The organism is Nonomuraea sp. JJY05, assembly GCF_043496855.1.
Taxonomy (GTDB): Bacteria; Actinomycetota; Actinomycetes; order Streptosporangiales; family Streptosporangiaceae; genus Nonomuraea.
In genome coordinates, this window is sequence record NZ_JBIEIS010000013.1 from 172227 (window position 1) to 197962 (window position 25736).

General features: G+C 69.2%; 25 protein-coding genes. 9 read left to right on the forward strand and 16 right to left on the reverse strand.

The annotated features are described in order from the left end of the window. Positions 1 to 42: 42 nt before the first annotated feature. On the reverse strand, positions 43 to 1134 hold the full coding sequence (locus tag ACFKCF_RS22375) for a hypothetical protein (protein WP_394496299.1): 1092 nt from the start codon (positions 1132 to 1134) through the stop codon (positions 43 to 45). Between the two features lie 436 nt (positions 1135 to 1570). Here ACFKCF_RS22375 and ACFKCF_RS22380 point away from each other — a divergent pair, with 436 nt between their 5' ends. Then, positions 1571 to 2374 carry an integrase gene (locus tag ACFKCF_RS22380; RefSeq protein WP_394496301.1) on the forward strand — a complete coding sequence of 268 codons (804 nt, stop codon included), beginning with the start codon at positions 1571 to 1573 and terminating at the stop codon, positions 2372 to 2374. Positions 2375 to 2424: 50 nt separating this feature from the next. Here ACFKCF_RS22380 and ACFKCF_RS22385 read toward each other — a convergent pair whose 3' ends face one another. The 5 genes from ACFKCF_RS22385 to ACFKCF_RS22405 all read right to left on the reverse strand — a co-directional run bounded on the left by ACFKCF_RS22385 (position 2425) and on the right by ACFKCF_RS22405 (position 4652). Further along, positions 2425 to 3084 carry a DUF5701 family protein gene (locus tag ACFKCF_RS22385; RefSeq protein WP_394496302.1) on the reverse strand — a complete coding sequence of 220 codons (660 nt, stop codon included), beginning with the start codon at positions 3082 to 3084 and terminating at the stop codon, positions 2425 to 2427. Positions 3085 to 3151: 67 nt separating this feature from the next. Then, on the reverse strand, positions 3152 to 3466 hold the full coding sequence (locus ACFKCF_RS22390) for a hypothetical protein (protein WP_394496304.1): 315 nt from the start codon (positions 3464 to 3466) through the stop codon (positions 3152 to 3154). 99 nt (positions 3467 to 3565) lie between these two features. Further along, on the reverse strand, positions 3566 to 3940 hold the full coding sequence (locus tag ACFKCF_RS22395) for a VOC family protein (RefSeq protein ID WP_394496306.1): 375 nt from the start codon (positions 3938 to 3940) through the stop codon (positions 3566 to 3568). A 110-nt stretch (positions 3941 to 4050) separates the two neighbouring features. Continuing rightward, entirely contained in the window at positions 4051 to 4440 is a 390-nt protein-coding gene (locus ACFKCF_RS22400) for a VOC family protein (protein ID WP_394496307.1), read from the reverse strand. 29 nt (positions 4441 to 4469) lie between these two features. Next, positions 4470 to 4652 (reverse strand): hypothetical protein, encoded by a 183-nt coding sequence (locus tag ACFKCF_RS22405; RefSeq protein WP_394496308.1) that lies wholly within the window; start codon positions 4650 to 4652, stop codon positions 4470 to 4472. A 115-nt stretch (positions 4653 to 4767) separates the two neighbouring features. Here ACFKCF_RS22405 and ACFKCF_RS22410 point away from each other — a divergent pair, with 115 nt between their 5' ends. Next, positions 4768 to 5415, forward strand: coding sequence for a TetR/AcrR family transcriptional regulator (locus ACFKCF_RS22410; protein ID WP_394496310.1), 648 nt, complete (start codon positions 4768 to 4770; stop codon positions 5413 to 5415). A 74-nt stretch (positions 5416 to 5489) separates the two neighbouring features. Here the strand turns inward: ACFKCF_RS22410 and ACFKCF_RS22415 are convergent, their stop codons facing one another. Then, the gene (locus tag ACFKCF_RS22415; protein ID WP_394496312.1) at positions 5490 to 5615 is read right to left on the reverse strand and encodes a hypothetical protein; all 126 of its coding nucleotides are present in this window, start codon (positions 5613 to 5615) and stop codon (positions 5490 to 5492) included. A 95-nt stretch (positions 5616 to 5710) separates the two neighbouring features. Next, positions 5711 to 6526 (reverse strand): hypothetical protein, encoded by an 816-nt coding sequence (locus ACFKCF_RS22420; protein ID WP_394496313.1) that lies wholly within the window; start codon positions 6524 to 6526, stop codon positions 5711 to 5713. Between the two features lie 333 nt (positions 6527 to 6859). On the opposite strand from ACFKCF_RS22420, the gene ACFKCF_RS22425 reads away from it, so the two are divergent. Together ACFKCF_RS22425 and ACFKCF_RS22430 are read left to right on the forward strand one after the other, a co-directional pair. Beyond that, entirely contained in the window at positions 6860 to 8002 is a 1143-nt protein-coding gene (locus ACFKCF_RS22425; RefSeq protein WP_394496315.1) for a hypothetical protein, read from the forward strand. A gap of 105 nt (positions 8003 to 8107) precedes the next feature. Then, positions 8108 to 8983 (forward strand): alpha/beta fold hydrolase, encoded by an 876-nt coding sequence (locus ACFKCF_RS22430; protein WP_394496317.1) that lies wholly within the window; start codon positions 8108 to 8110, stop codon positions 8981 to 8983. 125 nt (positions 8984 to 9108) lie between these two features. Here the strand turns inward: ACFKCF_RS22430 and ACFKCF_RS22435 are convergent, their stop codons facing one another. The 3 genes from ACFKCF_RS22435 to ACFKCF_RS22445 are packed head-to-tail and all read right to left on the reverse strand — an operon-like array spanning position 9109 to position 15889. Continuing rightward, complete coding sequence (locus tag ACFKCF_RS22435; protein ID WP_394496318.1) at positions 9109 to 11661, reverse strand: NACHT domain-containing protein; 2553 nt, start codon at positions 11659 to 11661, stop codon at positions 9109 to 9111. Next, a complete protein-coding gene (locus ACFKCF_RS22440) occupies positions 11658 to 12350 on the reverse strand; it encodes a hypothetical protein (RefSeq protein ID WP_394496320.1) in 693 nt (230 codons plus the stop codon). The genes ACFKCF_RS22435 and ACFKCF_RS22440 overlap by 4 nt, the downstream gene beginning before the upstream one ends. Continuing rightward, a complete protein-coding gene (locus ACFKCF_RS22445; protein ID WP_394496321.1) occupies positions 12341 to 15889 on the reverse strand; it encodes a hypothetical protein in 3549 nt (1182 codons plus the stop codon). Before ACFKCF_RS22445 ends, ACFKCF_RS22440 begins: the two co-directional genes overlap by 10 nt. A 404-nt stretch (positions 15890 to 16293) precedes the next feature. Here ACFKCF_RS22445 and ACFKCF_RS22450 point away from each other — a divergent pair, with 404 nt between their 5' ends. The 3 genes from ACFKCF_RS22450 to ACFKCF_RS22460 all read left to right on the forward strand — a co-directional run bounded on the left by ACFKCF_RS22450 (position 16294) and on the right by ACFKCF_RS22460 (position 19228). After that, positions 16294 to 17655 (forward strand): ATP-binding protein, encoded by a 1362-nt coding sequence (locus ACFKCF_RS22450; RefSeq protein WP_394496323.1) that lies wholly within the window; start codon positions 16294 to 16296, stop codon positions 17653 to 17655. 419 nt (positions 17656 to 18074) lie between these two features. After that, positions 18075 to 18479 carry a hypothetical protein gene (locus tag ACFKCF_RS22455; protein WP_394496325.1) on the forward strand — a complete coding sequence of 135 codons (405 nt, stop codon included), beginning with the start codon at positions 18075 to 18077 and terminating at the stop codon, positions 18477 to 18479. Positions 18480 to 18742: 263 nt separating this feature from the next. Continuing rightward, entirely contained in the window at positions 18743 to 19228 is a 486-nt protein-coding gene (locus ACFKCF_RS22460) for a hypothetical protein (protein ID WP_394496327.1), read from the forward strand. A gap of 132 nt (positions 19229 to 19360) precedes the next feature. Here the strand turns inward: ACFKCF_RS22460 and ACFKCF_RS22465 are convergent, their stop codons facing one another. From ACFKCF_RS22465 to ACFKCF_RS22480, 4 genes are all read right to left on the reverse strand, one after another. Continuing rightward, positions 19361 to 20299 carry a hypothetical protein gene (locus ACFKCF_RS22465; protein WP_394496329.1) on the reverse strand — a complete coding sequence of 313 codons (939 nt, stop codon included), beginning with the start codon at positions 20297 to 20299 and terminating at the stop codon, positions 19361 to 19363. Continuing rightward, on the reverse strand, positions 20292 to 20867 hold the full coding sequence (locus ACFKCF_RS22470) for an RNA polymerase sigma factor (RefSeq protein ID WP_394496330.1): 576 nt from the start codon (positions 20865 to 20867) through the stop codon (positions 20292 to 20294). Before ACFKCF_RS22470 ends, ACFKCF_RS22465 begins: the two co-directional genes overlap by 8 nt. Before the next feature lie 184 nt (positions 20868 to 21051). Next, positions 21052 to 22209, reverse strand: coding sequence for a CU044_5270 family protein (locus tag ACFKCF_RS22475; protein ID WP_394496332.1), 1158 nt, complete (start codon positions 22207 to 22209; stop codon positions 21052 to 21054). Next, entirely contained in the window at positions 22209 to 22736 is a 528-nt protein-coding gene (locus tag ACFKCF_RS22480) for an RNA polymerase sigma factor (protein ID WP_394496333.1), read from the reverse strand. The genes ACFKCF_RS22475 and ACFKCF_RS22480 overlap by 1 nt, the downstream gene beginning before the upstream one ends. 324 nt (positions 22737 to 23060) lie before the next feature. Between ACFKCF_RS22480 and ACFKCF_RS22485 the strand changes: the two genes are divergently transcribed. Next, positions 23061 to 23672, forward strand: a complete 612-nt coding sequence (locus ACFKCF_RS22485; protein ID WP_394496335.1) for a hypothetical protein — start codon at positions 23061 to 23063, stop codon at positions 23670 to 23672. 4 nt (positions 23673 to 23676) lie between these two features. On the opposite strand, the gene ACFKCF_RS22490 is transcribed toward ACFKCF_RS22485, so the two are convergent. Then, positions 23677 to 24531, reverse strand: coding sequence for a dienelactone hydrolase family protein (locus ACFKCF_RS22490; RefSeq protein WP_394496336.1), 855 nt, complete (start codon positions 24529 to 24531; stop codon positions 23677 to 23679). Between the two features lie 96 nt (positions 24532 to 24627). Here ACFKCF_RS22490 and ACFKCF_RS22495 point away from each other — a divergent pair, with 96 nt between their 5' ends. After that, a complete protein-coding gene (locus tag ACFKCF_RS22495; RefSeq protein WP_394496338.1) occupies positions 24628 to 25596 on the forward strand; it encodes a GlxA family transcriptional regulator in 969 nt (322 codons plus the stop codon). The last annotated feature ends 140 nt before the right edge of the window (positions 25597 to 25736 follow it).

Genomic DNA, 25736 nt, shown 5'->3' on the forward strand with positions numbered 1-25736 from the left:
ACGCCGGTCCTCCGTTCCGCCGTACCGCTTCATGGCGCGAGCCTAACCGCGCTCGGCCGTCGGCTCAGCCTCCGGGCGCCCGCCGCGTCCGCACATCCGGCAGGCACCGCGGCGGCGCAGGTAGTAGGCGAGGGCGGCGGCGGCCAGCGCGACGCCCCACAGGGGCCACACCAGCGACGGCGCCCACGTCGCCCACATGTCCCAGTCGCCGGACCCGTGCACCATGCGCAGGCGCCAGTACGTCAGCCCGCCCGACAGCACGATCACTGACACGATCGAGGCGGGAACGACGGCCAGCATGGGAGGCACCGGCCTGCCCGCCTTGAACCAGATCCACCGCGGGTAGACCTCGCCCCAGCGCTGCACGAGCCCAAGGGTGAGAATCGCCCCGCCCAGGCCCATCAGGCTGAGGAACAGCCCGCCCCAACGCAGCCCTGACTCATCCAGCCACCGCCAGAACTCCTCGGTGATCCCCAGCGGGATGCCCGCCGCCCAGGCGAAGCGGCTGGCGTCGTACAGGGCCGGAATGGCCGCCGCGACCACCACCGCCCACAGCCCCCACCGCCGCGCCGCCTGCGGCGTGGTCCAGCGCGCTGGACTCTGCTCGCTCCGCCCGCACATCACGCACCTGGCCGCCGTACGCCGCTGGTAGGCCAGCGCCGCCAGCGCCCACAGCAGCCCGCCCACCAGGACGATGAACAGGTTGATCCGTGACCAGGGCACCAGCTCCGACATCGGCTGCCCGCCCGGCACCCCGGTGAAGGCGAACACCGCCAGCAACGGCGCATAGGCCACCAGCATCAGCACCCGGTTGTCGGTGACCACCACGGTCAGCGCGACCGCCGCCGGCCAGGCGAACCCCAGCAGCACGGTACGGCCCCGCCGTACCCCTCGCGCCATCGCCAGCCCGGCGACCGCCCCCAGCGCGCCGAGCACCGCGATCACCGGCGCCGCCGACTCCCGGGTCACCTCGCCGAGCACCGACAGTCCCGGCTCCCAGTCGGGATCGCTCCTGCCGAAGGGAAACCCGCTGCCGCCGAGCGCCCAGAACAGCCCGAGCGCCCCGTAACCCAGCGCCCAGCCGGCCGCCGCATACCCAGCCCAGTGGGGCCACGTCGCCATCACCTTCTTCATGGCTCAAGCCTCGATCTCGCCCCGTGCCGACCTCCATCCGCCGAACGGCAGATCTTCCCCGGTCTTCACACCACCGCTCTGCAAAAGGACAGAGGCAGATCAGCGGATCACCGGCCTGGCGGCATCTGACAGGCGATCGTGTTGCTCGAGCAGGACACCTGGAAGATCGCTTCCCGGAGCGCGTAGCGGCGCGCTCGCGCTGACAGCACCGAGATGACCCGCAGGCTATGGCGATGATCGCGGATAACCCGCATCCGAACGTCCAGTAGACCTCGCGCGCTTCTGGCGTCCGCCGCTCTGCCACGGCGCCATCAACAGGCGTTCATGGAAGCGATGCGCAGCACGTGTGAGGAGCTGGTGCAGGATTCGGCGGCCTGCACGTACCGGCGATCGTTATGGTGGACGTTTTGATTCGGCAGGAGGGCGGCGGTAGGGCGTGCGGGTGGCCATGGCGAGCGCTGCCGCGGGGCGGGCCGGGCGCGCGAACGAGGACTTCATCGGCGCCGTTCCGGCGGCGGCCGTGTTGGTCGACGGTGCCGGCATCCCCGGCACCGAGTCGATCTGCCGGCACGGCGTGGCCTGGTATGCCAGCCGCTTGGGAGGCAACCTCCTCAGTCTCTTGTCACTCGCGCAGGACCGCAGCCTTCCGGCGGTGCTCGCCGATGCCATCGAGCAGGTGACGGACGGTCATCGGGACACCTGCGACGTCGCCAACCGCATAAGCCCGTCGGCGACGGTAGCCATCCTGCGCCTGTCCGATGACCTCATCGAGTACCTGGTGCTCGGCGACGCGTATGTCGTGCTCGACAAAGCAGACAGCGCGCCGCTCGTCGTCTCCGATCCGCGGGAGGTCGTGATCAGCCGCTCGTACGAGCCAGCGCTGGAGGCCGTCGCCGAAGGCAGCGACGAGTACCACCGGATCCTCAGCGACCTACGCTCGAACCGGAACCAGCCGGGCGGCTTCTGGGTGGCCAAGGACGACCCGCGGGCCGCGGACGAGGCCGTCACCGGAAGTTGTCCGATCTCCGAGCTGACCGATGTCGGCGCCGTTCTCCTCAGCAACGGCGCGAGCGGCATCGTGGACCGGTTCGGGCTCACCGACTGGCCAGGGGTCATGACCGTCCTGGCGTCGAGCGGACCAGAGGAAATCATTCGCCGCGTCCGGCAGGCGGAGGCACATCACGCGGTAGCGGCGGACGATGCGACGATCGCCCACTGCACCGCCTTCGGGCAGGCTTGACGGCAGCCGCCGGCGCCTCCCTCGGTCACCTGCCGCCGCTTCAATCGCCTCTACTGCGCTCCGGCTGCGCGGCGATTACCGGCGGAGGCCATGCCGAGCCAGGTGTGCGGATTGCGTTCCCAGCACCAGCCGAGTTTGGGGGCGTTCTGGCTGATCCACAGCGCCGGGACGCGGCGGTCGCCGGAGCGGGAGCCGCCGAGGGAGAAGCACTTGTTCTTGACCAGGATCTCCGGAAATTGGGTGATCAGCGCGATGCCCTCCTCGATGGTGAGCGGGGTGCGCCCCCGGGCGGCGATGGTGTCCATGGCGTCCCGAGGTATGGCCCCGCAGAACTCCTCACCGCGTTCGACGTCCATCAGCAGGTAGACCGGCTGGTCCGGAAGCTCGGTCTCTGCGACGGCGACGAACCGTTCCAGGGAGCCGGGCTCGAAGGAATGGTCGACGAAACCCGGTTCGGCCTTTCTGCACAGGGTGGTGCGCGGCATCATCTGCTCGATCGGGACGACCTGACGGGCGACCACGAGCACGAACGGAAGCCGGCCGGTGTCGGGCTCGCAGATGAGGTTTCCGGTCGTCGCGGCGAGGTCGCGCAGGGGCGCGACCAGAGACTGGAAGTGCTCGGGCGTCAGGCCCGCCATCGCCGGGTATTGCCGTTCGACCAGGTTGTGGACCTGGCGGTCGAATTCTGCGACCGCGTCGATTGTTGCCATGGAATCCTTTCGGCGATGCGGACGATAGCGGCCGGGGTGCCGCCCATGATGGTGCGGGCGTGCTCCGTCACCAGGTCGGCGGGCCAGTCCCACCAGGCGGCCCGCACCAGTCGTTCGACGTCGGCGTCGGCGAAGCGGCGGATGGTCCTGCTCGGGTTTCCGCCGACGATCGTGTACGGGGGGACGTCGGCGGTGACACGGCACCGGCCGCGATGACGGCGCCGTCGCCGATGGTCACCTCGGGCATGACGGTGGCCTGGTAGCCGAACCACACGTCATTGCCGACCACGGTGTCGCCCCGGCTGGGCATACCGGTGACGATGTCGAGGGCGCGTTCGGTCCACTCACCGCCGAACATGGTGAACGGGAAGGTGGTACTCACCCACCGTGATCGTCGGCGAGCTGGCCAGCGGTTTGAGGAAGACCACTCGTTCGTGGGCGGGCCGGTCCTGGCGGAGGGAGAAGATGACCGGCGGCGAGGTCAGAGATGAGACCTGGTGATCATTTCGATGGCGTGCCCGGCCGGGTCCTTGAAGTAGACGCCGCGTCCGCCGTGTTCGGTGTTCGTCTCACCGGGGCGTGTCATCTGCGGGTCGGCCCAGTGCTCGATGGCCTGGTCCTGCAGGCGTACGTAGGCGCGGTCGAAGAGGTCGTCGTCGACCAGGAACGCGTAGTGCTGCATGAGGATCTCCTCGACCCCGGGCAGTTCGGCGAACTGGAGCAGCACCCCCTCATCCAGCAGGACGTTGGTGAACGGCCCCCAGGAAGGCGCCTCGGGGAGCCCGAACAGCTCCCGGAAGAACCGTGCCGAGGCGTGGCGGTCCTTGGCGGCGACGATGGTGTGGTTGAAGGTCACAGACAGGGCGGTTTCTCCTTTTCACGGGGGAAGTGACGTGGCGAGTGCGTTCCCGCACATCGCGGTGACGCTCAGCAGGGCGCCTTGGGGGTCTTCGTCGTGGGGGCGGGTCAGCGGTGTTCGGGGGTGACCCATTCGACGAACTGGACGATCACGCCGTTGGGGTCGGTGACCTGGAACAAGGCTTCGCCCCAGGGCTCCTGGCGCAGCGGCATGGTGATCTGCACCCCGGCGTCGCGCAGCTGCTTTTCCTGCTCGGCCAGGCCGCCGGCGAGGGTGAAGGCGAGGATCAGACCGCTGGCGCGCTGGTCGCGCTGCTCGGGCGGCAGCACCTCGATGCCGCGCGCGAGCAGGACGATGTCGACCGCGTCGTCACGCGACAGGGAGGCGAAGCCGTCGGCGGCCTGCTGGACGGTGTAGCCCAGGTGGGCGGTGAAGAACGCCTGGGAGGCGGCGACGTCGTCGACGGTCAGCGAGACGGTGGAAGCGATGAACTGCATGTGATCTCCTCTGGTGCGGTGGGGTGAGGTCAGTAGCTACGGCGCCGGGGGACGACGCGCATGCCCCGCGCTTGCTGCGACGCACGGATGCTGTGGTCGGACGGCGGACGACGCAGTTCGGCGCCGTGCAGCGGGGCCCGCTCGGGCTGCTGCGACCGGGGCACACGACCGAACTCGATCATGGGCGCGGCGTCGTGGGTCTGCTTGCGCATGGGCGTCCTCCTTCGAACTCGGCGTTCCATCGTCATAAACTTACGACGGAGGTAAAGTTATCCCAAAGCGCCCAGGGGTGTCAACATAAAAATGCTACGAGGGTAAGATTGCGTCATGGCTACCCAGACTCCCGCCCCGGCCGTGGGGCTGCGCGAGACCAAGAAGCACGAGACCCGGCAGCTCATCTCCGACCATGCGACCCGCCTGTTCATCGCCCAGGGCTTCGAGCAGACGACCATCGCCGAGATCGCCGCCACCGCCCGCGTCGCCAAGAAGACCGTCACCAACTACTTCCCGCGCAAGGAAGACCTGGCCCTGGACCATCAGGAGGAGTTCGCCGCCTCTCTGGCCCGCGCCGTCACCGCTCGACGCCCAGGGGAATCAGCGCTGGCCGCGCTGCGCCGCGCGTTCGCCGACGCCGTGGCCGCCCAGGACCCGGTCGCCGGATTCTCCGGCCAGGAGTTCGCCCGCATGATCGCCGACAGCCCCACGCTGACCGCCTGCCTGCGCGGCCTGCACGACCAGCGTGAACACCACCTCGCCCAGGCGCTCGCCGACGTCACTGCCGCTCAGTCCGACGACATCACCGTGCAGACCGCCGCCGCCCTGCTGGGCACCGTCCACCGCGTGCTGTTTCACCGCATCCAGACCCTCACCCTCGCCGGGCACCCCAACGACCAGATCGCCCGCACCATCGCCGCCGAAGCCACCCAAGCCTTCGACTTGCTGGAGCCTGCCCTGGCCCACTACGCCTCCGCCTGATGTGAGCCATCGGGCCCGCTGTTCTGGCAGGCTCGGCGCCGGGCAGCCGCCGGCGGCGCTCCCGGGCTGCCGCCTCAAAGCTGCTCGGCCTCGTCGATGGCCGTCTGGGCGCGAGTCTCGGCCTGCTCCAGCTGGGTCTGGACGGCGGAGGTGTGCACCGCCTCCAGGCGCTCGCGCAGCGTACCCAGCGGGGCTTCCACCGCGGTCAGCCCCAAGCCGACAAAAGTGAGTGCCCCCAATTTCGGGCTGAATGAGTCGGGCGCCACCGAGGGATCAGCTCGACCCCACAGCCTCATCACCCTGACCCGGTGGATCCGGGGAGGAATGCGGCGGCGGCGCTGGACAGGAGCGGCCCGAGGATCACCAGACCCGTTTGCAGGTCGGTCATGAAGTTGTGATCGACCCCCAGCACCTGCTCCAGTTTCGCGCGTTCCTCGGCCCGGCTGAGCACTGTCGCGACGTCGCCGGCATCCTCGAAGGGCAGCAGGTCGTCGCAGAGATGGGTGGCGGCCTCCCGCAGCGCGGCGCGGGCCGGAACGTACGCCAGGGCCACCAGCAGCGATCCGGTGCCACCGAAGATCAGGACGACCCCTCGCGACGACAACGGGGCGGGAGAGGCGCCGAGCGCGAGCGTCGCCAGCGCCACCAGCGAGCCGACGGCGCCCAGTAACCGTCGCAGCAGCCGCCGGAAGGCGATCAGCGTGGCCACCCGCGTGCCTGGTCCGCCGTCCAGTGCCCCGGCCAACCGGCGGATGCCCAGCATCGTCGCCGCGGCCGGCAGGGTGCCCACCCACGCGATCGTCGAGAGTCCCCAGCCTCGCCAGCCCGCGAGGGTGTTCGGGGACAGGACCAGGGCGAGCACGATCAACAGCAGGGCCACCAGGAACAGGGCGCCGAGCGGGCGGACCAACTCGCGGACGCGTACGGAGCGCAGGGCCGTCAACTCGCCCCAGCGCTGGACACCATAGGCGAAGACCGTGCCGGAGGCGGCGGTGAGCGCCAGAGCGAGGGATGCCCACACCTCCCACTGCGGAGCCGCCTTGTTGGCGGACGTGAGCACGATCGCCAAGCCGAGCGCGAGCGCCGTCACGATGGCGACCGGTCGAAGCACGGGCCACCACCTCCGCCACGAGACCAGAGCCGGACGGTGATCCTGTCAGATGCCCCGGCCGGTGTCCACACCTGATCATCCGCCCGGCACATCCGCCGGCCCACCGAGCGAGGCCGTGACCGAACTCGGCGATCAAAACACCACTGGAGAATCCGCCGCCAGGACCTCAAGCGTGGTTCGATCGCCTATTGGCCCGCAGCCCCAACCTTTGCTTACGCCGCGTGCCTGCGACCCGGCTGCGCGTTATCAACGACGGCGCCACCGTCACGTGGGCGCTGCGGAGGTGCCAGAAAAGTCACATCATGCCCGAGTGTCTGCGAGACTCCGGAAACCATGAAGATCCCGTGGATCGTCTGCGTCCTCGTCCTGGCGGGCTGCACGGCAGCGCCAGCGGGCACCGTGCCGAGGACACCGGCGGCGAGCACGACCCCCGCCGCGTCGCCCACAGAGAGCGACCTCGCCGAAGAGGAGGACGAGGATGCCTCTGACGACAGCGCCAACACGGTGCTCGACGTGGCGGTGGCGGGCCCGGACGCGGCCTGGGCGTCCGGCTATGCCGTAACAGCGGAGGACGAGCCGCCCGACGGCGTGCTCCTGCGGATGGACCGCGACGGATGGCATGTCGACCAGCGCCTGTACGAACGATTCCCCGACGCGATCGACTCCATCGTGTCGGGCGTGGACGCCGACGGACCCAACGAGGTCTGGGCGGTCGGAGACATCGGCGACATCGACGAGGACTCCCAGGAGGTCCGGCTCCCCTTCGCCCTGCGCTGGGACGGCCGGCGTTGGAAGACGTTCAGACCTGACCAGCTCCCGAAGGTCGGCGCGCTGGCCGACGTCGCAGTGGACGGTGCGCGGGCGTTCCTGATCGGCGGGCGCGGCGAGGGCAGGACGTCCGTCCCTGTCCTCGTGACCTGGAACGGCAGGCGTTTCGGCAAGCACGAAGTCCCGCGCGGAGGCAGATTCCACGCCGTGGACGCCGGAGCCGGGCAGGTGTGGATCGCGGGCAGCTCGTCCAGCGGGCGATGCGCTGACTCGCGCCCGGCGGTCTGGCACAGTGCGACTCCCGGCAGCGCGCCGGTGGAGATGCGGCTGCCCGCGCTGGGCCAGGGCGTGCTGCGGCACATCTCGCAGAACCGGCCGTCCGACGTGTGGGCCGTGGGCGAGCGCGGCACCTCGGGGGACTGTGACGAGTACGGCACAGGCAAACCGCTGATCCTGCACTGGAACGGAAGCTCCTGGACGCGGGTCCAACCCCCCAAATGGAAGGGCTCGCTGTACGGCGTCGCCGCCGTCGGCAAGGACGGCGTGTGGGCGGTGGGCTACGAACAGGACGTGACGACCGAAGTCACATTGCTGCACTACGACGGGCGGCGGTGGAAGCGCAAGGCCGGGTACACCGAAGGCGGCTCGAACGTCTCCGGACTCGCCCGGGTCGACGCCGACCTGCTGCTGGCCACCGGAGACCGCTGAGCTCTCTCCGATCCCACCCTCTTGGCCCGAGCCGATCGTTTCCGCAGGGCTGTGGCCGGAGGCGAGAGGCGAAGAATTGTCAGTTGCTCGTGACATTCTGGGCCGATGGCCTCAACGATCTCAGGCTTCGATGAACAAACTGTCCGGGTGGACGGTCTCGACCTCCATGTGGCTTCCGGTGGAGAGGGACCGCCGCTGCTGTTGCTTCACGGCTTCCCGCAGACCCATCTGACCTGGCGGCATGTCGCTCCCGAGCTGGCAGACCGCTTCCGCGTCATATGCCCCGACCTGCCCGGTTACGGGGCCAGCGCCAAGCCCGAGGGTGGCCACGAGCAATATGCCAAGCGGGTGACCGCGGCGACCATGGTGGCGCTGATGCGGCAGCTCGGCCACGACCGTTTCAGCCTGGTCGGCCACGACCGTGGAGCACTGGTGGCCTTCCGGGCCGCGTTGGATCACCCCGACGCCGTCGATCACCTCGGCGTGATCGACGTCATCCCCACCGTTGACATGTGGGAGTCGCTGGCGGGCGTGGGTGGCGTCTTCGGCTTCCATCTGTATTTCCTCGCGCAGCTCAACGACCTGCCCGAGCGGATGATCGGCGCTGACCCCGACACGTTCTTCGGCTACTTCCTCGACGCCTGGGCCGAGGCCGGCACGTTCGATGCCGAGGTCCGTGAGACGTACCTGGCCGCGACGCGTGATCCGGAAACGATCCACGCCATCTGCCAGGACTACCGGGCCGGCGCCTACACCGATGCGGCCCACGACAGCGAGGATCGGCAGGCCGGCCGGCGCGTCGAGGCCCCTACCCTGGCGATCTGGCAGGACCCCGGCGACATGGTGCTGCCGTTCGACCCGTCGGCGGTCTGGCACGGCTGGGCGCCGGGGGTCCGCACGCTGATGCTGCCGGGTGGGCACTTTCTGCCGGAGACCCAACCTGCCGCGGTCACCGCGGCGATCAGAGACCTGATCAGTTGATCCCGAGGAGCGACCGAAGGGCGGCAGGAGTGTTGGCGAGAGCCGAAATCTCTGGCAGGGCGGCCATGCCCGGGGCGATCGGTCGGACGGCGGGCGGGCATCGATGGCGGTGACGGCCGGACGGCCTACGGCTGACTGCTGTCGCCGTCGGACGGGGTCAGGAAGTCCTGGAGTTCGCGGTGCCGGAATTGGTAGGTGGCGCCGCTGACGCGCAGCAGCCGTGCCTCGCAGGCCCAGTCGAGAAAGGTCCACAGCCGCAGCGGCAGTACCCCACGCCCGGCCGCGACGATCAAGCCGATCATGGTGCGGCACCAGGCGATCGCGCCGAAGGCGAGTCCGAACGTCACCCCGCCGACGACCGCGCACGCCAGCGACGCGAGGACGCCCTGATGCATGACGAACACGAGAAAGGCGGCCACGCCGCCGATGAGGCCGAAGGCCACGCCGATCAATGGGTTGCGGTGGAGGGCCTCTCGCGGATGGGCCAACTCCGCGTCCTTGCTCCAACCGCCCGTGACGATCTTGAACACGATCCCGAGCGCGAAGGCCAGGGTGAAGGCCCCCATGACCTCCGCGGCCAGTGCGACCGGACCGGCGCCGGCGAGGCGCAGCGGCGGCAGCCCGGTGAGGGCGCCGCACAGCCCGAACCCCAGCAGGGTGACCGGCTCGGCGTGGACCGCCTCGGACACGGTCATGCGCTCGGCTCCCCTCCGCGCGGCAGCGGTCAATCCGATGACCGCTCCGAACACCGAGCCCCCGGCCGCCCCCGCGGCGATGGCGAAACCGGGACCGAAGACCCCGCCTCCGGTCAGCACGAGTCCGGCCAGGCCGCAGAGCACGCCGATCGGGCTGCCCGCCAGGGCACCGAGCAGACCGCCGATCACGCGCCGCCGGCGAGGGACGTTGCTCCGCCCGCCGGCGGCGGCCGGCCACGGCGACAGTGACAGGCCGGTGGCGATGGCCACCCACCCACCCATCAGCGCCAGGGTGAGCCCCTCGCCCAGGTCGAGCGGGTCGCCCAGGGCACCGGGACGATCGACCGCCGACCCCGCCCAGAACGCCAGCATGGCGATGACGGCCAGGACCGCACAGCACAGACCGTGCAACGCCCGGACCCGGCGCCGGCCACCGATCGGCCACAGCAGGTGCGGGACGATGTCGATCGGCGTCAGACCGGGCGGCGTTCGATCCGTCTCGGCGGTGTGGGCAGCCTGCCACCGCAGGTGGGAGGCCAGGTTTTCCAGCCAGGACCGCACCTGTTCGGGACGGTACGGAGCTCCGTGGGCGGCGCGTGGGGTGAGTTCGGTCGCCGCCGGGACGTACGCGTCGAGCAGCCTACGGGCGATCCGCGCCGCCGCCACTCGAGGGTCGGGGTCCGGGTCGGCGAGGAGCAGCTCGGCCGGGTCGGCGCCGGACTCGACGGCGGTCACGGTCAGCAGCAGCCGCCAGGGGGTGCCCAGGGCGGTGTGGACGGCCGCCCCCGACGTTCCGGACAGTGCCGCGTGGATGCCGTCGCGGTGGGTTTCGCAGGAATGGCCGTCCGGCCAGCGGGTGCGCAGGAACGCGTTGATCTGTTCGATGGTCAGGTCATGCAGATGGATCCGGGTGGCGTTGTCAAGCCCGGTGCGTGCTTCGGCCAGCTCGGTGTAGCGGCCGGCGCGGCAGGTCACGACGACCGCGCCCGGCCGCCGTCCGGAAAGGTCGCTGTACCGGTTGAGCTCGGCCAGCAGGCCGATCGCCCGGCGGGGCGTCCCCATGGACGGCTCGGGGTCCAGTTCGTCCAGCCCGTCCAGCACCGGCAGCACCTGGCGGTCCCGCACCAGCCGATCAGCGTCCTTGGCCGCGAGCCCGAAGTCCTGCACCAGCTGTTCGGCCAGCCATGGTTCGAACGGCCTTCCCAGGGTCCATCGTGCGGCGTTCAGGCGTACCGGCACCATCTGCCGGTCAGCGGGTCGTACGCCGGTGGTCAGCAAGGGCTCCAGCAGCTGCAGCACCAGTTCGATGGCGAGCACTGTCTTGCCCGCTCCTGACTCGCCCACGACCAGCAGGCGCTGCGGGTGCAGGCCGCCGAAGAACTCGCCGATCGCGTGCAGGTCGGCACCGGTGCCGACGTCGTGGCGGATCGGGTCCGCGTTCGGCCCGAAGGAGACCGGCGCGATGCTGTAGCCACCGAGCAGCCCTTTGCGCGCCCTGTCCTCCTCCCGGGCCACTCTCCGTGCCAGGAGATCAACGGCCGCGTCCGGTCCGGTGGTTTCCGCGATCCCGGCCGCGACCGCCGCAGGCTCCGGCCCGGCCGCCGAGGACGTTCGCCGCTCGCCGCCGGATGGTGTACGGGTGTCCGGCCCGGCCAAGGCGGTCCTGGCGGCGCGCCAGCGTTCGAGCTCACCGGGAACCAGCTCGGCCGGATAGTCGCGGTAACGGAGGCAGGCGGTGACGAAGGCCTTCACGAAGTCCCATCGCGGCAGCCTGTCGGTCTGCCGGAGAACGTGCGAGGTCGTGCTCTTGGGCAATGCGTCGATCTTGACCCCGTCCGAGGTCACCGTCTGGCCGCCGAGGGACCGCAGCGTGCCCAGGGATGGGTCGCCCGCCCACTGTTTGAGACGGACCAGCGACCGGACGAAGTCCGCGGCGTTTCCGGCCTCGGTGGGATCGGGCGGGCGGGGGTGGTCTGCGGTCATCCGCGCCCCGACCTCACCAGCGACCACTCGAACCTCGCCGTGCCGCGTCGCGGCCAGTGGCCGTCCACGCAGGTCCCCGCCAGGGTCTGAACATGACGACACTCCATCAGGAAGTTGCGCGCCTCGTCGGACTCCACCAGTTCCCTCCCGACCGCGATGGGAACGAATCCGTGCCGCGGAATGTAGACCCATCGGCCGCGGTCCCAGTCGTAGGGGTCGAACCAGTGGTGGCGGACCGTGCCCGACATCCGTACCTCCGCTCCGGTCCTGGTCAGGACGAACGAGCCCTGCGAGCGCAGCAGGCTCATCCTGCTGACGTAGAAGAGCTCCGTACCGATGAACGCGTTGATCCGCGCATCCCAGTGATCGTGCACCCATGTGGAGGCGCCGTCGCGCAACCACCTGGCCTCCCGCTCGAGCTGCCGTTCGAACCGGCGCTGGTTCTTGCGCTCGGCTTTCTTGATCACTCTGAACGAGCGCAGCCAGCGCAGTGACATCGTCCTGGAGGCGCCGGCGCCGTCCATGAAGTGTTCCAGGAAATCGGAGGCCATCGGGTGGACCTGGCGGCCGCCCTCCACGATCGACCGGAACAGCTCGACCAGTTCCGGCACGGGCCTGCCCGTCCGCCGCCGCAGACCTCGCAGGAACATGCTCGCCTTCTCCACGATGGGGTTCAGGGTCACGGACATGTCTGGCGGTACTTCTCCTGCGGCACGAGATTCTCCCATTCCTCCCGGGTGAGAGACCGGCCCGCGTTGGCGCACGCCGCGGCGACCAGGTCAGGGGGCGTTCGGACGTTCCACAGCCGCGCGGTCTTGTCGCCCGCGACCGTGGCGACGGTGGCCCCGTCCCGAGCGTAGGTGAGCGCGGTCACGGCGCTCTTATGGCCGATCATCGGGGAGCCGAGCCGTCGGTAGGTCCGCAGGTCCCACAGCTGCACGTCCCCGCCGGTCAAACCGGTGGCGAGAATCCGACCGTCCGCGCTGAACACGAGGCTGTACGTCACGTGGTCCTCGGCGATCAGACCGACGCCGAGCGAGTGGCGGCCGGGCACGTCCCATAATCGGACGCTGTTGTCGGAGGCCGCGAGGGCCAGCGTGTGGCCATCGGGACTGAACGCCAGGGCGTTGACGAACCCGCCGCTGCCCTTGAACGGCGGGCCCGGAATCTCGCGGCCGGTTGCCACGTCGAAGATCCGTGTCCGGTTGTCCCAGCCCGTGGTCGCCACCATCGCCCCGCCGGGGCTGATCGCCATCCCGGTGATGATGTCGGTGTGGCCGGGCACGCGGATGCGCGTCCCGGTCTCCCGGCGGCGGGCGATGTCCCAGAACACGATGGCCTCGTCCTCGTCCACGGCGGCGAACCTGCCGTCGGGACTGATCCTGGCCACGCCCTTGAGCGCCGGGTCATGGGCGATCTCGCGGCGCCCCGCGACGTCCCAGAGGCGCAGGCCGTCCGCGTGGGACGTCAGGAGCATCCGCCCGTCGGGGGTGAATTCGATGTGGTACACCGCGCGGCGCGTGCCCTTGGGACTGAGTGGCGGGCCGAGGGGACGCTGGGTGGCCACGTCCCAAAGCTGGATCGCGGGGTTCTTGTCGTCGGGCACACCGGCGGCCAGGATCCGTCCGTCAGGGCTCAGCGCGACGGACGACATCGCGGGCATGGGGGTCCCCACCTGCTGGAAGACCTGCGGGTCGGCCAGCCGTACGTCGCCGTCGTCGCCGGCGGCGGCCACCAGCCTTCCGTCCGGGCTGAACGCCACGTCGTTGACACTGCTGAAGTTGTCGGCGAGCGCCAACACCTGTTGCCGGCTGACCGTGTCCCACACGACGGTGCGACCGCTGTCTCCGCCGGTGACGACCCGTGTCCCGTCGGGGCTGAAGGCGATCGACTCGTAACCGGCGGTGCGGTCCTTGAGCCTGCCTGTCTCCTTGTGCGTGGCCATGTCCCAGAGGCGCCCGGTCCGGTCCCAGCTCACGGTCGCGAGGGTGGTGCCGTCCGGGCTGATGGCGAGATCGGTGACGGGTTGGGTGTGTCCTGCGAAGGGGGCGCCGAGCCGGCGGGAGGTGGCGGTGTCCCATAGTCGTATGGTCGCGTCCCCGCCGGCGGTGACCAGGATCTTCCCATCCCGGCTGAACGTCACCCTGTTGACGGAGGCCCAGGCGCGCGACTCGTCACCGGGGTGGCGTATGGGAGCGCCATGAGGGCGGCGCGTGGTCGCGTCCCACTGCCGGACGACGCCCTTGCTGTCTCCGGTCACGATGGTCTTCCCATCCGGGTTGTACGCCAACGCCGTCACGACCGACTCCTGATCCAGCGGGGCGCCCACCTCGCGGTGGGTGGCCACGTCGTAGAACCGGACGGTGCCGAGACACACCGTGGCCAGCGTACGGCCATCGGGGCTGAAGGCCAGCTTGGAGCCGCTCAAGCAGTCGTACTTCGGCCGGGTGATCGGAGCGCCGAGCTGCCGTCGCGATGCCGTGTCCCAGAGTCGTACGGTCTCGTCGTCGCCTCCTGTCGCGATGATCGAGCCGTCAGGGCTGAAAGCCAGGCCCGTGACGCCTTTCGTGTGCCCGGTGAGGATCCCACGGCCGGTGCGGGTGGCCGCGGACAGCACGCGGTTGCGGGCCTCGTCGGTTTCGGCGATCCGCCACGCCGCCACAGCCAGCATCGACGACAGGGCGGAATCGCCGGTGACCTCGCTCTGCGCCGCCAACAGGCGGGAGTTCGCCACGCTGCGTTGCCAATCGGCCTCGTTCGCCGCGTCAACGGCGTTGCCGGCCGCGTTGACGGCGACGCCGGCCGCGACGAGGGCGAGAACCGACAACGCCGCGAGCCCTGCGACGACGAGACGCCGACGGCGGCCCGCCCGCCGAGCCGCCTCGGACGATGCCGCGAGGAACCTCTCCACGGTCGGGCCGGGCGGCGGGAAGCTGTCGGGGTCGCGGTCCCAGCGCGGCCGGCTGTCATCGACCGCCAGCAGCCGAGCGCCCCGGTAGAGGAAGGCGGGGTCGCGGTGGTTCTCCGCCCACTGCGCGGCGTCCTCGGCGAGCTGGTCGTACACCACCTGGGCGGTCATGTCCGGTTCGAGCCACTGCCGCAGGGTGGGCCAGGCGGTCAGCAGGGCGTCGTGGGCGATCTCGACGCTGTCCTCGTGCAGCGTGAGAAGGCGCCGGCCGGCGAACGCCGAAAGCAGCTCCTCGACCACGGTACGCCGCTCCGCCGATTGCGCGGCCGCGGCCGCGTGGATCTCGGCCAGCGTCACCCGGCGCCGCGCCAGCCGCCCGCCCACGGAGATCAGCGTCATCCGCCGGAAGATCCGGAGCGCCATCTTGCCGTTCTCCGGCGACAGCCGTCCGAGCACCTCGTCGGCCGTACGCCGCACGGAGTCGCGGACCCGGCCGGATTCCTCATAGCCCCGGACGGTCAGCCGGCCGTCCTCACGTCTCTCCCAGGTGTTGCGCAGCGCCTGCGAAAGCAGCGGCAGGGCCCCGGCCTCGTAGCGATCGGCGACCTCGCGGTCGACGCGTAGTTCGCCCAAGATGGTCTCCACGAGACCGGGCTCGATCTCCAGGCCCACCGCGGCCGCGGGGCCGGTGATGGCCAGCCGGAGATCCGACTCCGTCATCGGCTCGACGATGACCTGGCCGTCCTGGATGGCCTCGGCGAACTGCGGGTAGGCCGCGCAGCGATCCCAGTAGTCCGCGCGTACACCGATGATCACTCCGGCACCGGACGGGCCTTCGGTCAGCGCGTGCAGAGCCCTCACGAACGATTGGCGCTCCCGCTCGTCGGTCACCAGAGTGAACAGTTCCTCGAACTGATCGACCACCAGGACGAGACGGCGGTCCGGTGAGAGAGCCTCTGACACCATCTGATTCGGATCGTCCCGCAGCTGCTCGGACACCGTTTCGACCAGCCCGCCGAACGCCGCCGTCCACCCTCCGGCAAGTGCCTGTAACGGCCTCGAGGTCGGCGTGATGAGCAGGCGCGGCCAACGCTGCGATCCGGGGACCGGCAGCAAACCCTTGGTCAGCGCCGGCATCAGCCCCGCCTGTAACAGCGACGACTTGCCCACACCCGAGGCGCCCGAGACCAGCAGGATGGATCCGTGCTCACGCAGGCGCGGGCCCAGGCGCTCGAGCAGACTGTGCGTCGCCCGCGCGCGTCCGAAGTAGAACTCGCTCTTCTCGGTCTCGAACGGTGCGAGGCCTTGGTAGGGGCACACGTCGTCCGAATGGACGGGCGGCAGCGGGACACCGCGGCTCCGAGGCGGCCGGAGACCGGTCGGCGTCTGTGCCCGCGGCTGTCGGTGGCCGCCCCCGTCACCCTCACCCATGGCCTCATTCTGACCAATCGCGGTCAGGCCGATCAATCGAGATGTCCGCCGATCGCGATCATGCGGCCCCGCCTTCAGTGCGTCCAATTTCGTCCGCTTTCGTCCGACCGGTGGTCTGAACAGCCGGGACACGCCTTTGATGGACCTGCGGATCTCAACGGCCAGGGGGCGACGAGACGGGGGTGCCGACCGGCCATGATCACTGACAACAGACTTTCGACGGGCTCCTTCCACCCGCGCCTTCAGGGGCCGCCCTTCGCGCCACTGCCGAGCACCGGGAGGACCACACGTCCATGAACATCGACCACGTTCACGCCACTTCCTCTCTGGCGGACACCATGGAGCGGCCCGACGCCGCGCTGCCCTTGGGAACGCTGCTGCGCCGGTGGCGGAAGCAGGCGTTGCTGACTCAGGAGCAACTGGCCCAAGGGGCCGGCCTCAACGTCCGGACCGTTCGCCGGTTGGAGAACAGCGGGCTTCAGCAACCTCGCATGACGTCGATCCGGCTGCTGGCGGAGGCGTTGGGGCTGGACGGGGAAGAGCGCGCGACGCTGGCCGCCGTCGCCCGGAGCCTGCCGGCCTCTCCTGAACGGGGTGATCCGGCAGGCACACCGCCGGCAGCGGCGCCCGTTCTGCGGCAGTTACCGGCCGGCGCGGCGGCGTTCGTCGGCCGAGAGCGCGAGCTGACGGCCTTGGAGGATCACGAGAACGCGAACACGGCGACCGCCGTCGCCATCGACGGCATGGCCGGAGCCGGCAAGACGGCGCTGGCTGTTCATGCCGCCCACCGGCTCGCACCCCGGTTTCCCGATGGGCAGTTGTTCCTGAACCTCCACGGCCATACCCAGGGAATGACGCCGGTCGATCCGGGCGACGCGCTGGCCCGCATGCTGAGAGCACTCGGCGTCCCCGACGAGCGTGTCCCCGAGCATGTCGACGACCGCGCCGCGCTGTACCGCAGTGTGGTGGCCGATCGCAAAGTCCTGATCGTGCTGGACAACGCCGCCGATGAAGATCAGGTCCGCCCGCTGCTGCCCGCCGGCCCGGGCTGCCGGCTGATCGTCACCAGCCGGCGCCGCCTGATCGGCCTCGACGACACCCGGACCTTGTCGTTGGACGTCCTGCCGCTGGAGGAGGCGGTCGCCCTGTTCACCCGTACGATCGGGCGGGAGCAGGTCATGGACGCGCCGGGGGGTGTCCTGACGGAGACTGTGGAGCGGTGCGGGCTGCTCCCGCTCGCCATCCGCATCGCCGCCGTCCGGCTTCAGGCGCATCCCGCCTGGGGTGTGAGACATCTGCTTGACCGGTTGAACGATGATCGACTGGCCGAGCTGACGGTCGGGCGGCACAGCGTCACCGCCGCCCTCGATCTGTCCTATCAGCGGCTTTCCGAGGACCAGCGGCGTGTGTATCGGCTGCTGGGCTCGCTCGTCGGCGCCGAGTTCGGTGTTGACGAGGCCGCCGCCGTACAGGACACGACCGTGGTGCGGGCCAGGCGGGAACTGGACCAACTGCTGGACGTCCATCTCCTGCAAGAGCCCGCCCCCTCCCGGTACCGGTTCCACGATCTGGTCCGGGACCATGCCTCGGCGATGTCTCCTGGCGGGACTCCTCGACGAGGCACCGATCCACGAGGTCGCGGTCCTGTCAGGTGAGGACCGCCGGCTCTTTGAACACCTCGGTGCCGAGCACATCGGGGCGGTCGTGAGACGAGCGACCTTGAGACAGGCGCCCGGCTTGTCCGGCGTCCTCGTGTTGAAAGTTTCACTAACACCGTCGCGCGGACGACTGTGATGACGCGGGTGCTACGCCATATGGCACGGCGTCACATGTCCTGCGACCAGCCTGTTGATTAGCGGGGCGAGGCCGCCGCCCCTTTACGGGCTGTGCGGAAACCGCGATTCACCGCTTGTTTCGGAGAGCGGTGCTCCATATGGGCCTGTCCGGTCCATGACCATTGTGTGATCCTCCCCTCGAGAAGACATTTCCTGCGGCATTCTCGGGCGCGTGGCCCGCGCACTCCGGATTGCCACCGGCGGTAGGGAGAGACGGCTACTTGAAATCCCTTCATGGAATGCGCGCCCTCGCATTAGGCGCGGCGGCGGCCCTGGCGCTCGGCGCGTCCCCCGCTCAGGCGGCGACCGCGTCCAGCGTGAGCGCCGCGGCCCTCAGTTGCGCTATCACCATCAGCAACCCGATCCAGTTGTACACGACCTCCGTTTACGCCTATGTCGAGGTCAACTGCAACCAGAGAGTTTCGTTCATCGGCGGATACCTCTCCTTATACCGGGACGGTACCTATCTGGGATACGCCGAGACCTACCAGAACAACGTGGCCTACGCCTATAAGATCAACATGGTGTCGTGCGTGCCCGGCAACTACCACGTCATGGGCTACGGATTCGCCAACCTCGACGGCGGAGCGCCCGACTTCTCCCAGCGTGTCGCCACCACGCCGATCGCCATCACCTGCACCTGAGCTCCATCTGAGTCCGACACTCGATCAGCCTCACCGACGTATATCGTCCGCAACGACCGATGCCGATCATGCTTTACGGCGCCGGCTGTCCATACTTGTCCGCGGTCACCGCGCTGCGAGGCGGCCGCGGAGGATGATGACCGCCGGTCCTCGGACCTGGCCTGCGCGTCCGCCTCACCCCGATCGGGGCGGCGCGGCCCTCGCGGCTGGCGGGCCGGCACTCCGGTGAAATCCACAGTCAACGGCGCGAAGAAGGGGACCCCATGATTGCTGGCAACCTGATCCGCCAGGCACTGGCGGTCGGCGCGATGCTGGCCACCACCGCCGCGATGGTCGTGACCATGCAGCAGCCCGCCACCGCCTCAGCCCTGACGCTCAACGGCACAGTGGACTGCCTCAACGTCAACTACTCCGGCGACACCCGGGACTGGTACGCCTCGTACGTCGCGGTCGGCTCCGCGCCTCCTTCATACAGCGTGGCTGTGCCCAACAGCTCGATGGTCGCGAACCCGGCGAACCACTCGTGGTCGTTCACGATCAGCCTGCCCGCCGGCAGTGCCGCGGTGAGCGTGTCGGCCATCTGCAGCGGCGGTCACCAGTGGGACCAGGTCGGCTGGACCAACGGACCGGCGATCAGCATCCCCTCCTGGGCCACGACTCTGAACGCCACCTGGGGCTGCTCCACCCAGCAGGTTTACCCCGGGCCCTACATCACCGGCTGCAGCGCGCAGTCCTACTCCTACAGCTGAGCTCCTGCCTCCAGAAGGCCATCCGCTTTCACCGCGGGTGGCCTTCTCGCATGCATCCGGAAACTTCCTGAAACGACAAGATCGCAGATGGGCCGGTGATGGGTGGAGTACCACCCGTCACCGGCTTGTCGATTACGGCAGCGGCTTGAGCTTTTCGGGCGAGACCTGCAGTTGAATCACGCCGTCTTGAATCGACCGCGCTTCCCAGACGACCCAGTTCGGCCCGACCTCGCTGGCATCGACGGGCGCGAATGTCAGGTTGTAGCGCTGCTGTGTGACGTAGTTGGACGGTCCCTCGTCGTGGGAGGTCACCCTTTCGTACACGACCTGAAGATCTCGCTTCTTGACCTCGTCGAGGACCTCAGCTACAGGCCGCTCGTGCGCATCGACGCCTTGGAGTGCCTCACCGGGGTCTGTAGCGAAAGTTGGGTGTCGGTAGGGCTCTCCCTGCTGCGCGGGCCGGCCCAACTCACCCGACACAGCCCTGTGGAAATCTTCGGAGATGCGTACGGTAAGGCGGCAGTCGCCCTGCCCGATCTGGCAACCGGACGGCTCGTTACCCGCTGACATGTCCATGTGGACGCGAGGTGTTGGTGTTCCACCACCTCGCTGCGGCGGGCTGGTCTCCGTCATGTCCGTTTCGAGCCAGACCAAACGCCCGACATCTGCCGGGGACGCCGGAACGAGGCTCAGCCGCACGTCCAGGCCCACCGCTCTGAACCCCTCGGCATAGCGCTCATGGTCGGCGAGAGGGTCCTTGATCTTGGCCACCCAGTAGCCGTTCTGCTTCTCGATCTCGATGGCGGAGTTGGCGTAGGAGGTCGCGCTGCCCGACCTACCGGGCACGATGCTCGGGCCGATCGCTAGAACCGCTGCCAGCACTGCGGTCAATGCGGCGCCGACGATCAGCCCCCGGCCCAGGTTTGGAGTGAGCAAGGATGAGCGCCGGCGGTTGGAGCGGCGCGGCTCTGCGGGGCGCTCCGATCGCCAGCCCACAGCCGCTGCCAGAGCGTCAGGATCGGGCGTAGGTATCTCGGCCCGCATCTGCCGGAGCAGCTTCATCTCATCCATTGGACACCTCTCCCAGAGCTTTGCGCAGTTTGGCGCGGGTTCTGTTCAGTCGCGAGCGGACGGTACCCACGGGGATGACCAGCACGTCGGCGACCTGCTGGTACGTCAGTTCGCCCCAGGCGACCAGCAACAGCAGATCGCGATCTACCTTGCGCAGTCCCGCCAGGGCTTTGGCCAGGCGTGGAGTCACAGTCGCCGCAGTGACCTGGTCGACGACGCGGTCGGCGTGGCCCTCGATGACGGGGTCGACGCCCGTACGAGCGAGCGCGCGATAAAGCCGCGCCTCTGAACGGTGGTGACGGCGTATCAGGTTGGTGGCGATAGTCCACAGCCACGACAACGTGTCCCCGCGGGCAGGGTCGTAGCTGTGGCGGTGCTTGAGCGCCTGGTGGAAGGTGGCGGCGACGATATCGTCGGCGAGGTGACTGCCCAGCCGCCGAGCGGCGTAGCGGTGGATCGGCGGTGCATGCCGGCGAAAGAGGTCGTCGAAGCAGGCAGGGTCGTCAAGCGACCGGCGCCTCAGTAACGCTTCATCCCACTCTTCAGGAATGACGTCGGGTGTGCTCACACGTGGCCTTCCGCGTTTCGATGTCGTCGATACACCGGTTACTAGCCCGATGAGCCCCCTGCGGTTCCGCCATGGTAGCCGTGCGAGGTCGCCGGCCGGCACGCTGTGCCGGCTCGGCGGCGGAATCACCGAGAGCGGCCGGTGACAGTGGCTGGGCCACCCCTTGACGGCCTGTCTCACGCAATCACTCGACGCACTCCTTGCCCTCAACGGGCGGGAGACTGCGGCATGCCTTGGGGAGCTGGGGAGGAGTATCCGTCCAGCCTGGCCTGTGGTAGACGAGCTCTTCATAGACAGTGCCTGTCGGCAGGCCGGTGAGTCCGGTAATGCCCGGCGGGTCGTAGGTCCACGGCTTGACGATGACGTGCTGGATCGAGAGCAGGTCGCCGTCGGTCTCGTTCACGATGAGCCGCCGCTCGGTCTGCCCGTCCGCCAGCACGTCCGTCCATCCGACGGCGAGCCCCCAACGGCCTTCCGCATCGCGGACTCGACCCAGGGCGCGGGTGCCTGGCAGGTCCGCGACCATCCGGTAGAGGGCGGCGCGGGTGCCCGCCGAGAGGGGCCCGTACTGCAGCAGGTCCAAAGACAGACCCAGGAGCCAGGAGTCCTTCCTGGGCAGCGCGGCTCCCGCGGGCGGTGACGGCCAGTTCGCCATGCTCTTGCTGTAGGCGGGCCAGAACGACAGCAGCTGTTCCTTCAGCGCGCCCGGCTCCTGAGGCAGGGTGAGCAACTCGTTCACCGGGAGCGTGAGACCTTCCTCGCCGAACGGCCAGTTGCTTGGCATGAACATGTACCGCGTGCGGCCGAGCGGTGCCGTGTCGTTCTCGCAGTCGGTGTCGTTGCCGCAGAGTTCGGGCGCACCGGCCCGCCGCCAAGCATCCTCGTCCACCGCCGAGGCCGGCACGCTCGGCATGCCGCGCTCGGCCAGCACCAGTGCCTCCGCCGGATCACGAGGAACCCACCGACTCGACTGGGCTCGGGTTTTGATCCGGTACGGCCGCTCCCGTGAACCGATGATCTCCTCGCCCAGGACATAACCTTCCACCCGCCAGTAGCGGCCGGAGGCGTCCTGTTGCGCGGCCGCCCGCTCCGCCGCTGTGTCCAGCAGGCCGGCAGCAGGGCTGCCGAGCGTGTGCCCCGTGGACACATCGCCTTCGATCAGCCGGGGAAGCGCCGTCACACCGATGATTACCGCCGTGGCCAGCGACGCGGCTACGGCCCCGATCCACCGGCCCCGCCGCATCTCCCGGTGCGGGGGCTCGGCGATCACGGGCTTTCCCGGCCCGCCGAGATCGGCAGGGCGGGCGGCAGCCAGGACGTCCAGTACATTCCTTCGCTTCATCACTCCTCCTCAGAGATGAGAGCCTGCTGCCGGGAAGTCGTCATCACGTCATTCATGGCGGCCTCCAGTCGCCGCCGGGCCCGATGTAGCCGGACGAAAAAGGCAGATCGCGTACTGCCCACCACCTTGGCTGCCTGGGCCGAGGTCAGACCGTGCCATGCGATCAGCGTCAGGACCTCCTTGTCCGCGTCGCTCAGCGTGGCCAGCGCGCGCAGCACAGCGGCTCGCTCGGCCACCTCGTCAGCGACGTCCGGATCGGCCTCCTCGGCCCAGACGCGCAACGCCTCGTCCAACGCGGCCCGGCGAAGCTCGCTCCGGTAGAGCTCGCGCGTCACGTTGTGTGCGACGCCCAGCAGCCATGGCAGCACGTCCTTGGCCGGCAACTCGTCCCGGCGCCGCCAGGCGACCATGAAGGTCTCGCTGACCACATCCTCGGCGAGTTGGAGACCACATCTGCTCACCGCGTACGCGTACACCCGCGGACGGGAGACGTCGAACATCGCGCCAAACTGTTCGTCATTCAGCACACAGGCTCTCCTTCAACGACTCCTTCATCAGGTAATGGCCGAAAGCGGTGCAGTCTTACACCGCAGCCACAAGTCCGATGGCCCGGACACGAGCGGTGGGGGGAGGCGTGCTGCGCGGAGAGGCCGGCCTCGACCACCGCCCCAGCGAGCGGGCGGACACCGACGTGGAGCAAGACTCGCCACAAAGCCTCCATCGCCGGGAATCGTCGCTGGGAGCTGGATGACGCACAGCGGCCGCCGCCGACAACGACTTGTCGCGGGCCACTGCTACGAACCGATGGCGCTCAACATGCCGAAGGCGGAATCCGTCAACTGACCTGGGACTTGCGGTTCGCCGAAGACTTCTCCGGCGACATCATCGCCGCCGTCAACGAGGTCCGGCCCTTCGTCGGGACCCGCAAGCGCGCCCGGAACCTGGAGGCCCGCTACGCCCATCGCCGAGCCAAGGGCCCACACGGTGGCTTGTATCCCGATATCGTCGCGCTGCTGGACCGGCTGCGTGCCGAGGACCGCGGTCTGCCCCGCCGCCGCAACGCCCGCGGCGAGCTGGAACTGGACTGGCCCCACCTGGCCAAGCTGCTCGACAGCGCCGTCCAGGGCGTGGAGAACTCACCACACCGCCGCCTGTTCACCACCCCGGACCTGCCGATCATCCACGGCGCGTCCCTCCACCACGATCCGGTTAGCCAGGGACGAACGCTTGCCAACGAGGTCCGGGAACGCCTCTTTCACCTCAGCGTGCGCAGTGGCGACCCCGAAGCAGACGGGCCGCCCGCTGGCCCTGTGTTCTGTACGGCCACCGCGCCCCCGCATGGCCATGACGAGTTGAACGCCTTCGCAACACGGCCGTCCGGAGGATGTGGCGGCGCTGCGACCTGGTCACGCCCAAGAGCGCACATGCCCCGCGCATATGCCCCGGCCTCACTCAAGCAGTGAGCGATCACCTTGGCACCCCGGATGCCGTCTCGGAATGTCCGAACGGGCTCAAGCGGTCGGTCAGGAAGGCGACGATCTCGTCCCTGGCCTTCAGCGTGGGATGTCCTTCCTCATCGACGAGGTGGGCGGTGACAACGCTGTGGGGGGTCCCGACCACGTCGGCGAAGAACGGTGGCGGGCTGGTGTTCGCGGAACCGCCCGAAAGAACACGACCGTCGAAGGCGTCGCCGAGGAGTGCCTGGTAGGCGGCGAAGCGCTGGCCGGTGCACCAGCGGTCGTCGTCGAAGCGGTAGGCGAGAACCTTCAGCCCGTCGCGCGTGATGCGGTCTCGGACCGCGTGTGCGTCCTCGTCGCTGATCTCGAGTCCGGCAGGGTCGTCCAGCGGCAGCGACGGGTGGTTGACCACCGGCGCGATGACAGCCGGCTCAAGCGCCATGGTGAGAGCGAAGTTGCCGGTGAAGCACAGTCCGATCGCGCCGACTCCCGGACCGCCGCATTCGGCATGGGCTTGGCGCGCGAGCCCACGTAGCCATGCCGTGACGGGACTGGTCCCGCCCCCGGCGAACGCACGGAACTCGGCACTGACACACGCGCGGCGGACGACCTCCGTACCACCCTCGACCGTGGGGTAGGCACCGTCGATCCCGAAGAGTGAGGGGGCATAGACGGTGAAGCCCGCATCCCGCAGCCACCGCGCCAGCCGAAGGACGTCAGGACTGATGCCGGGCATCTCCGGCATCAACACGACGGCCGGCCCGGAACCCGAGGCGTACACCGTCTTCACCACCCCCTCCACGTCCACGAGTCGGCGGGAGAAGTCCGTGATCATGTCGTCAAGTCGTCCGCTGGCAGCGCTCATGGCGACAGCGTGGACCAATGCCCCCGCACCCGGTGAGAGGCCAGATCGCCATGTATCGGGGTAATCTCGCCGTAGGCCGGTGGTGAGGAGGCGAGCGTGAGCACGCTGCGGGTTGGAGTCCTGGCCTATCCAGGCTGCTTCGCGTCCGAGGTGTTCGGCGTACCCGATCTCCTGACGATGGCCACGCACGTTGCCGGACCGGACGGCTCCGGATACGAGGTCTCGATCGTTTCGCCTCGTCGCCGGGTCGCCGCATCGGGTGGTGCGGCATTGGACGTCTCTCCGCTGCGCGAGGTGGATGTCCTTGTCGTGCCAGGGTTCGAGCTCCTGCCGGGCCTGGACGTGGACGCGAAGCTCGCACCCCTCGCCGCTGAAATTGCGGCGATCCGCTCACACGCGGCTGGGGGCACCGCCGTCGTCTCGATCTGTGTCGGTGCGTTCCTGCTCGCCGAGGCTGGACTCCTCAACCGACGCCGGGCTACGACAGCCTGGCTCCTCGCGGACGAACTGGCTCGACGCTGTCCGGACGCTGACGTCCGACCCGAGTGCCTGGTCGTCACCGACACGGGGGTGACGACGACGGCGGCCTTCAGTGCCATGTACGACTTCGCGCTGGATCTGATCCGCCGACACAGCGGCGCCGGCGTGGCACGGACAACCGCGCGGGTGGCGCTCGTCGACGATGCGCGATCGTCGCAGACTCCATACGTGGACGCGCGACTTCTTCCGCAGCCCGGAAACGAGTTCTCCCACAAGGTCATGCGACGACTCGACCAGAACCTTGCCGCGCGATACGACCTCGCCGCGTTGTCGGACACGTTCAAGGTCAGCACTCGGACGCTGCTGCGGCGCTTCGCGCACGAGACCGGCCAGAGCCCGCTGGAGTACCTGCAGTCATCGCGTGTCCGCCGCGCCCGCCACCTCCTTGAGACCACGAACCGAACCGTCGCCGGCATCTCCGCCGCAGTCGGGTACAGGGATCCCAGCACGTTCGCTGCCCTCTTCGCCAAACACACCGGACGACGCCCAAGGGACTACCGCGCGGCCTTCCGTCGTGTTGACTGATCATCCGACCCCGAAGTCCTAGTTTCGCCAGGACCTGGCCTACCTCAGCCCCGCCCGGGTGGCTCGCCCACGGCTCCTTCGCCGACATCCCCGAGATCCCAGCAGAGCACATCGACCGCACGCCACACACGGGCCGGAAC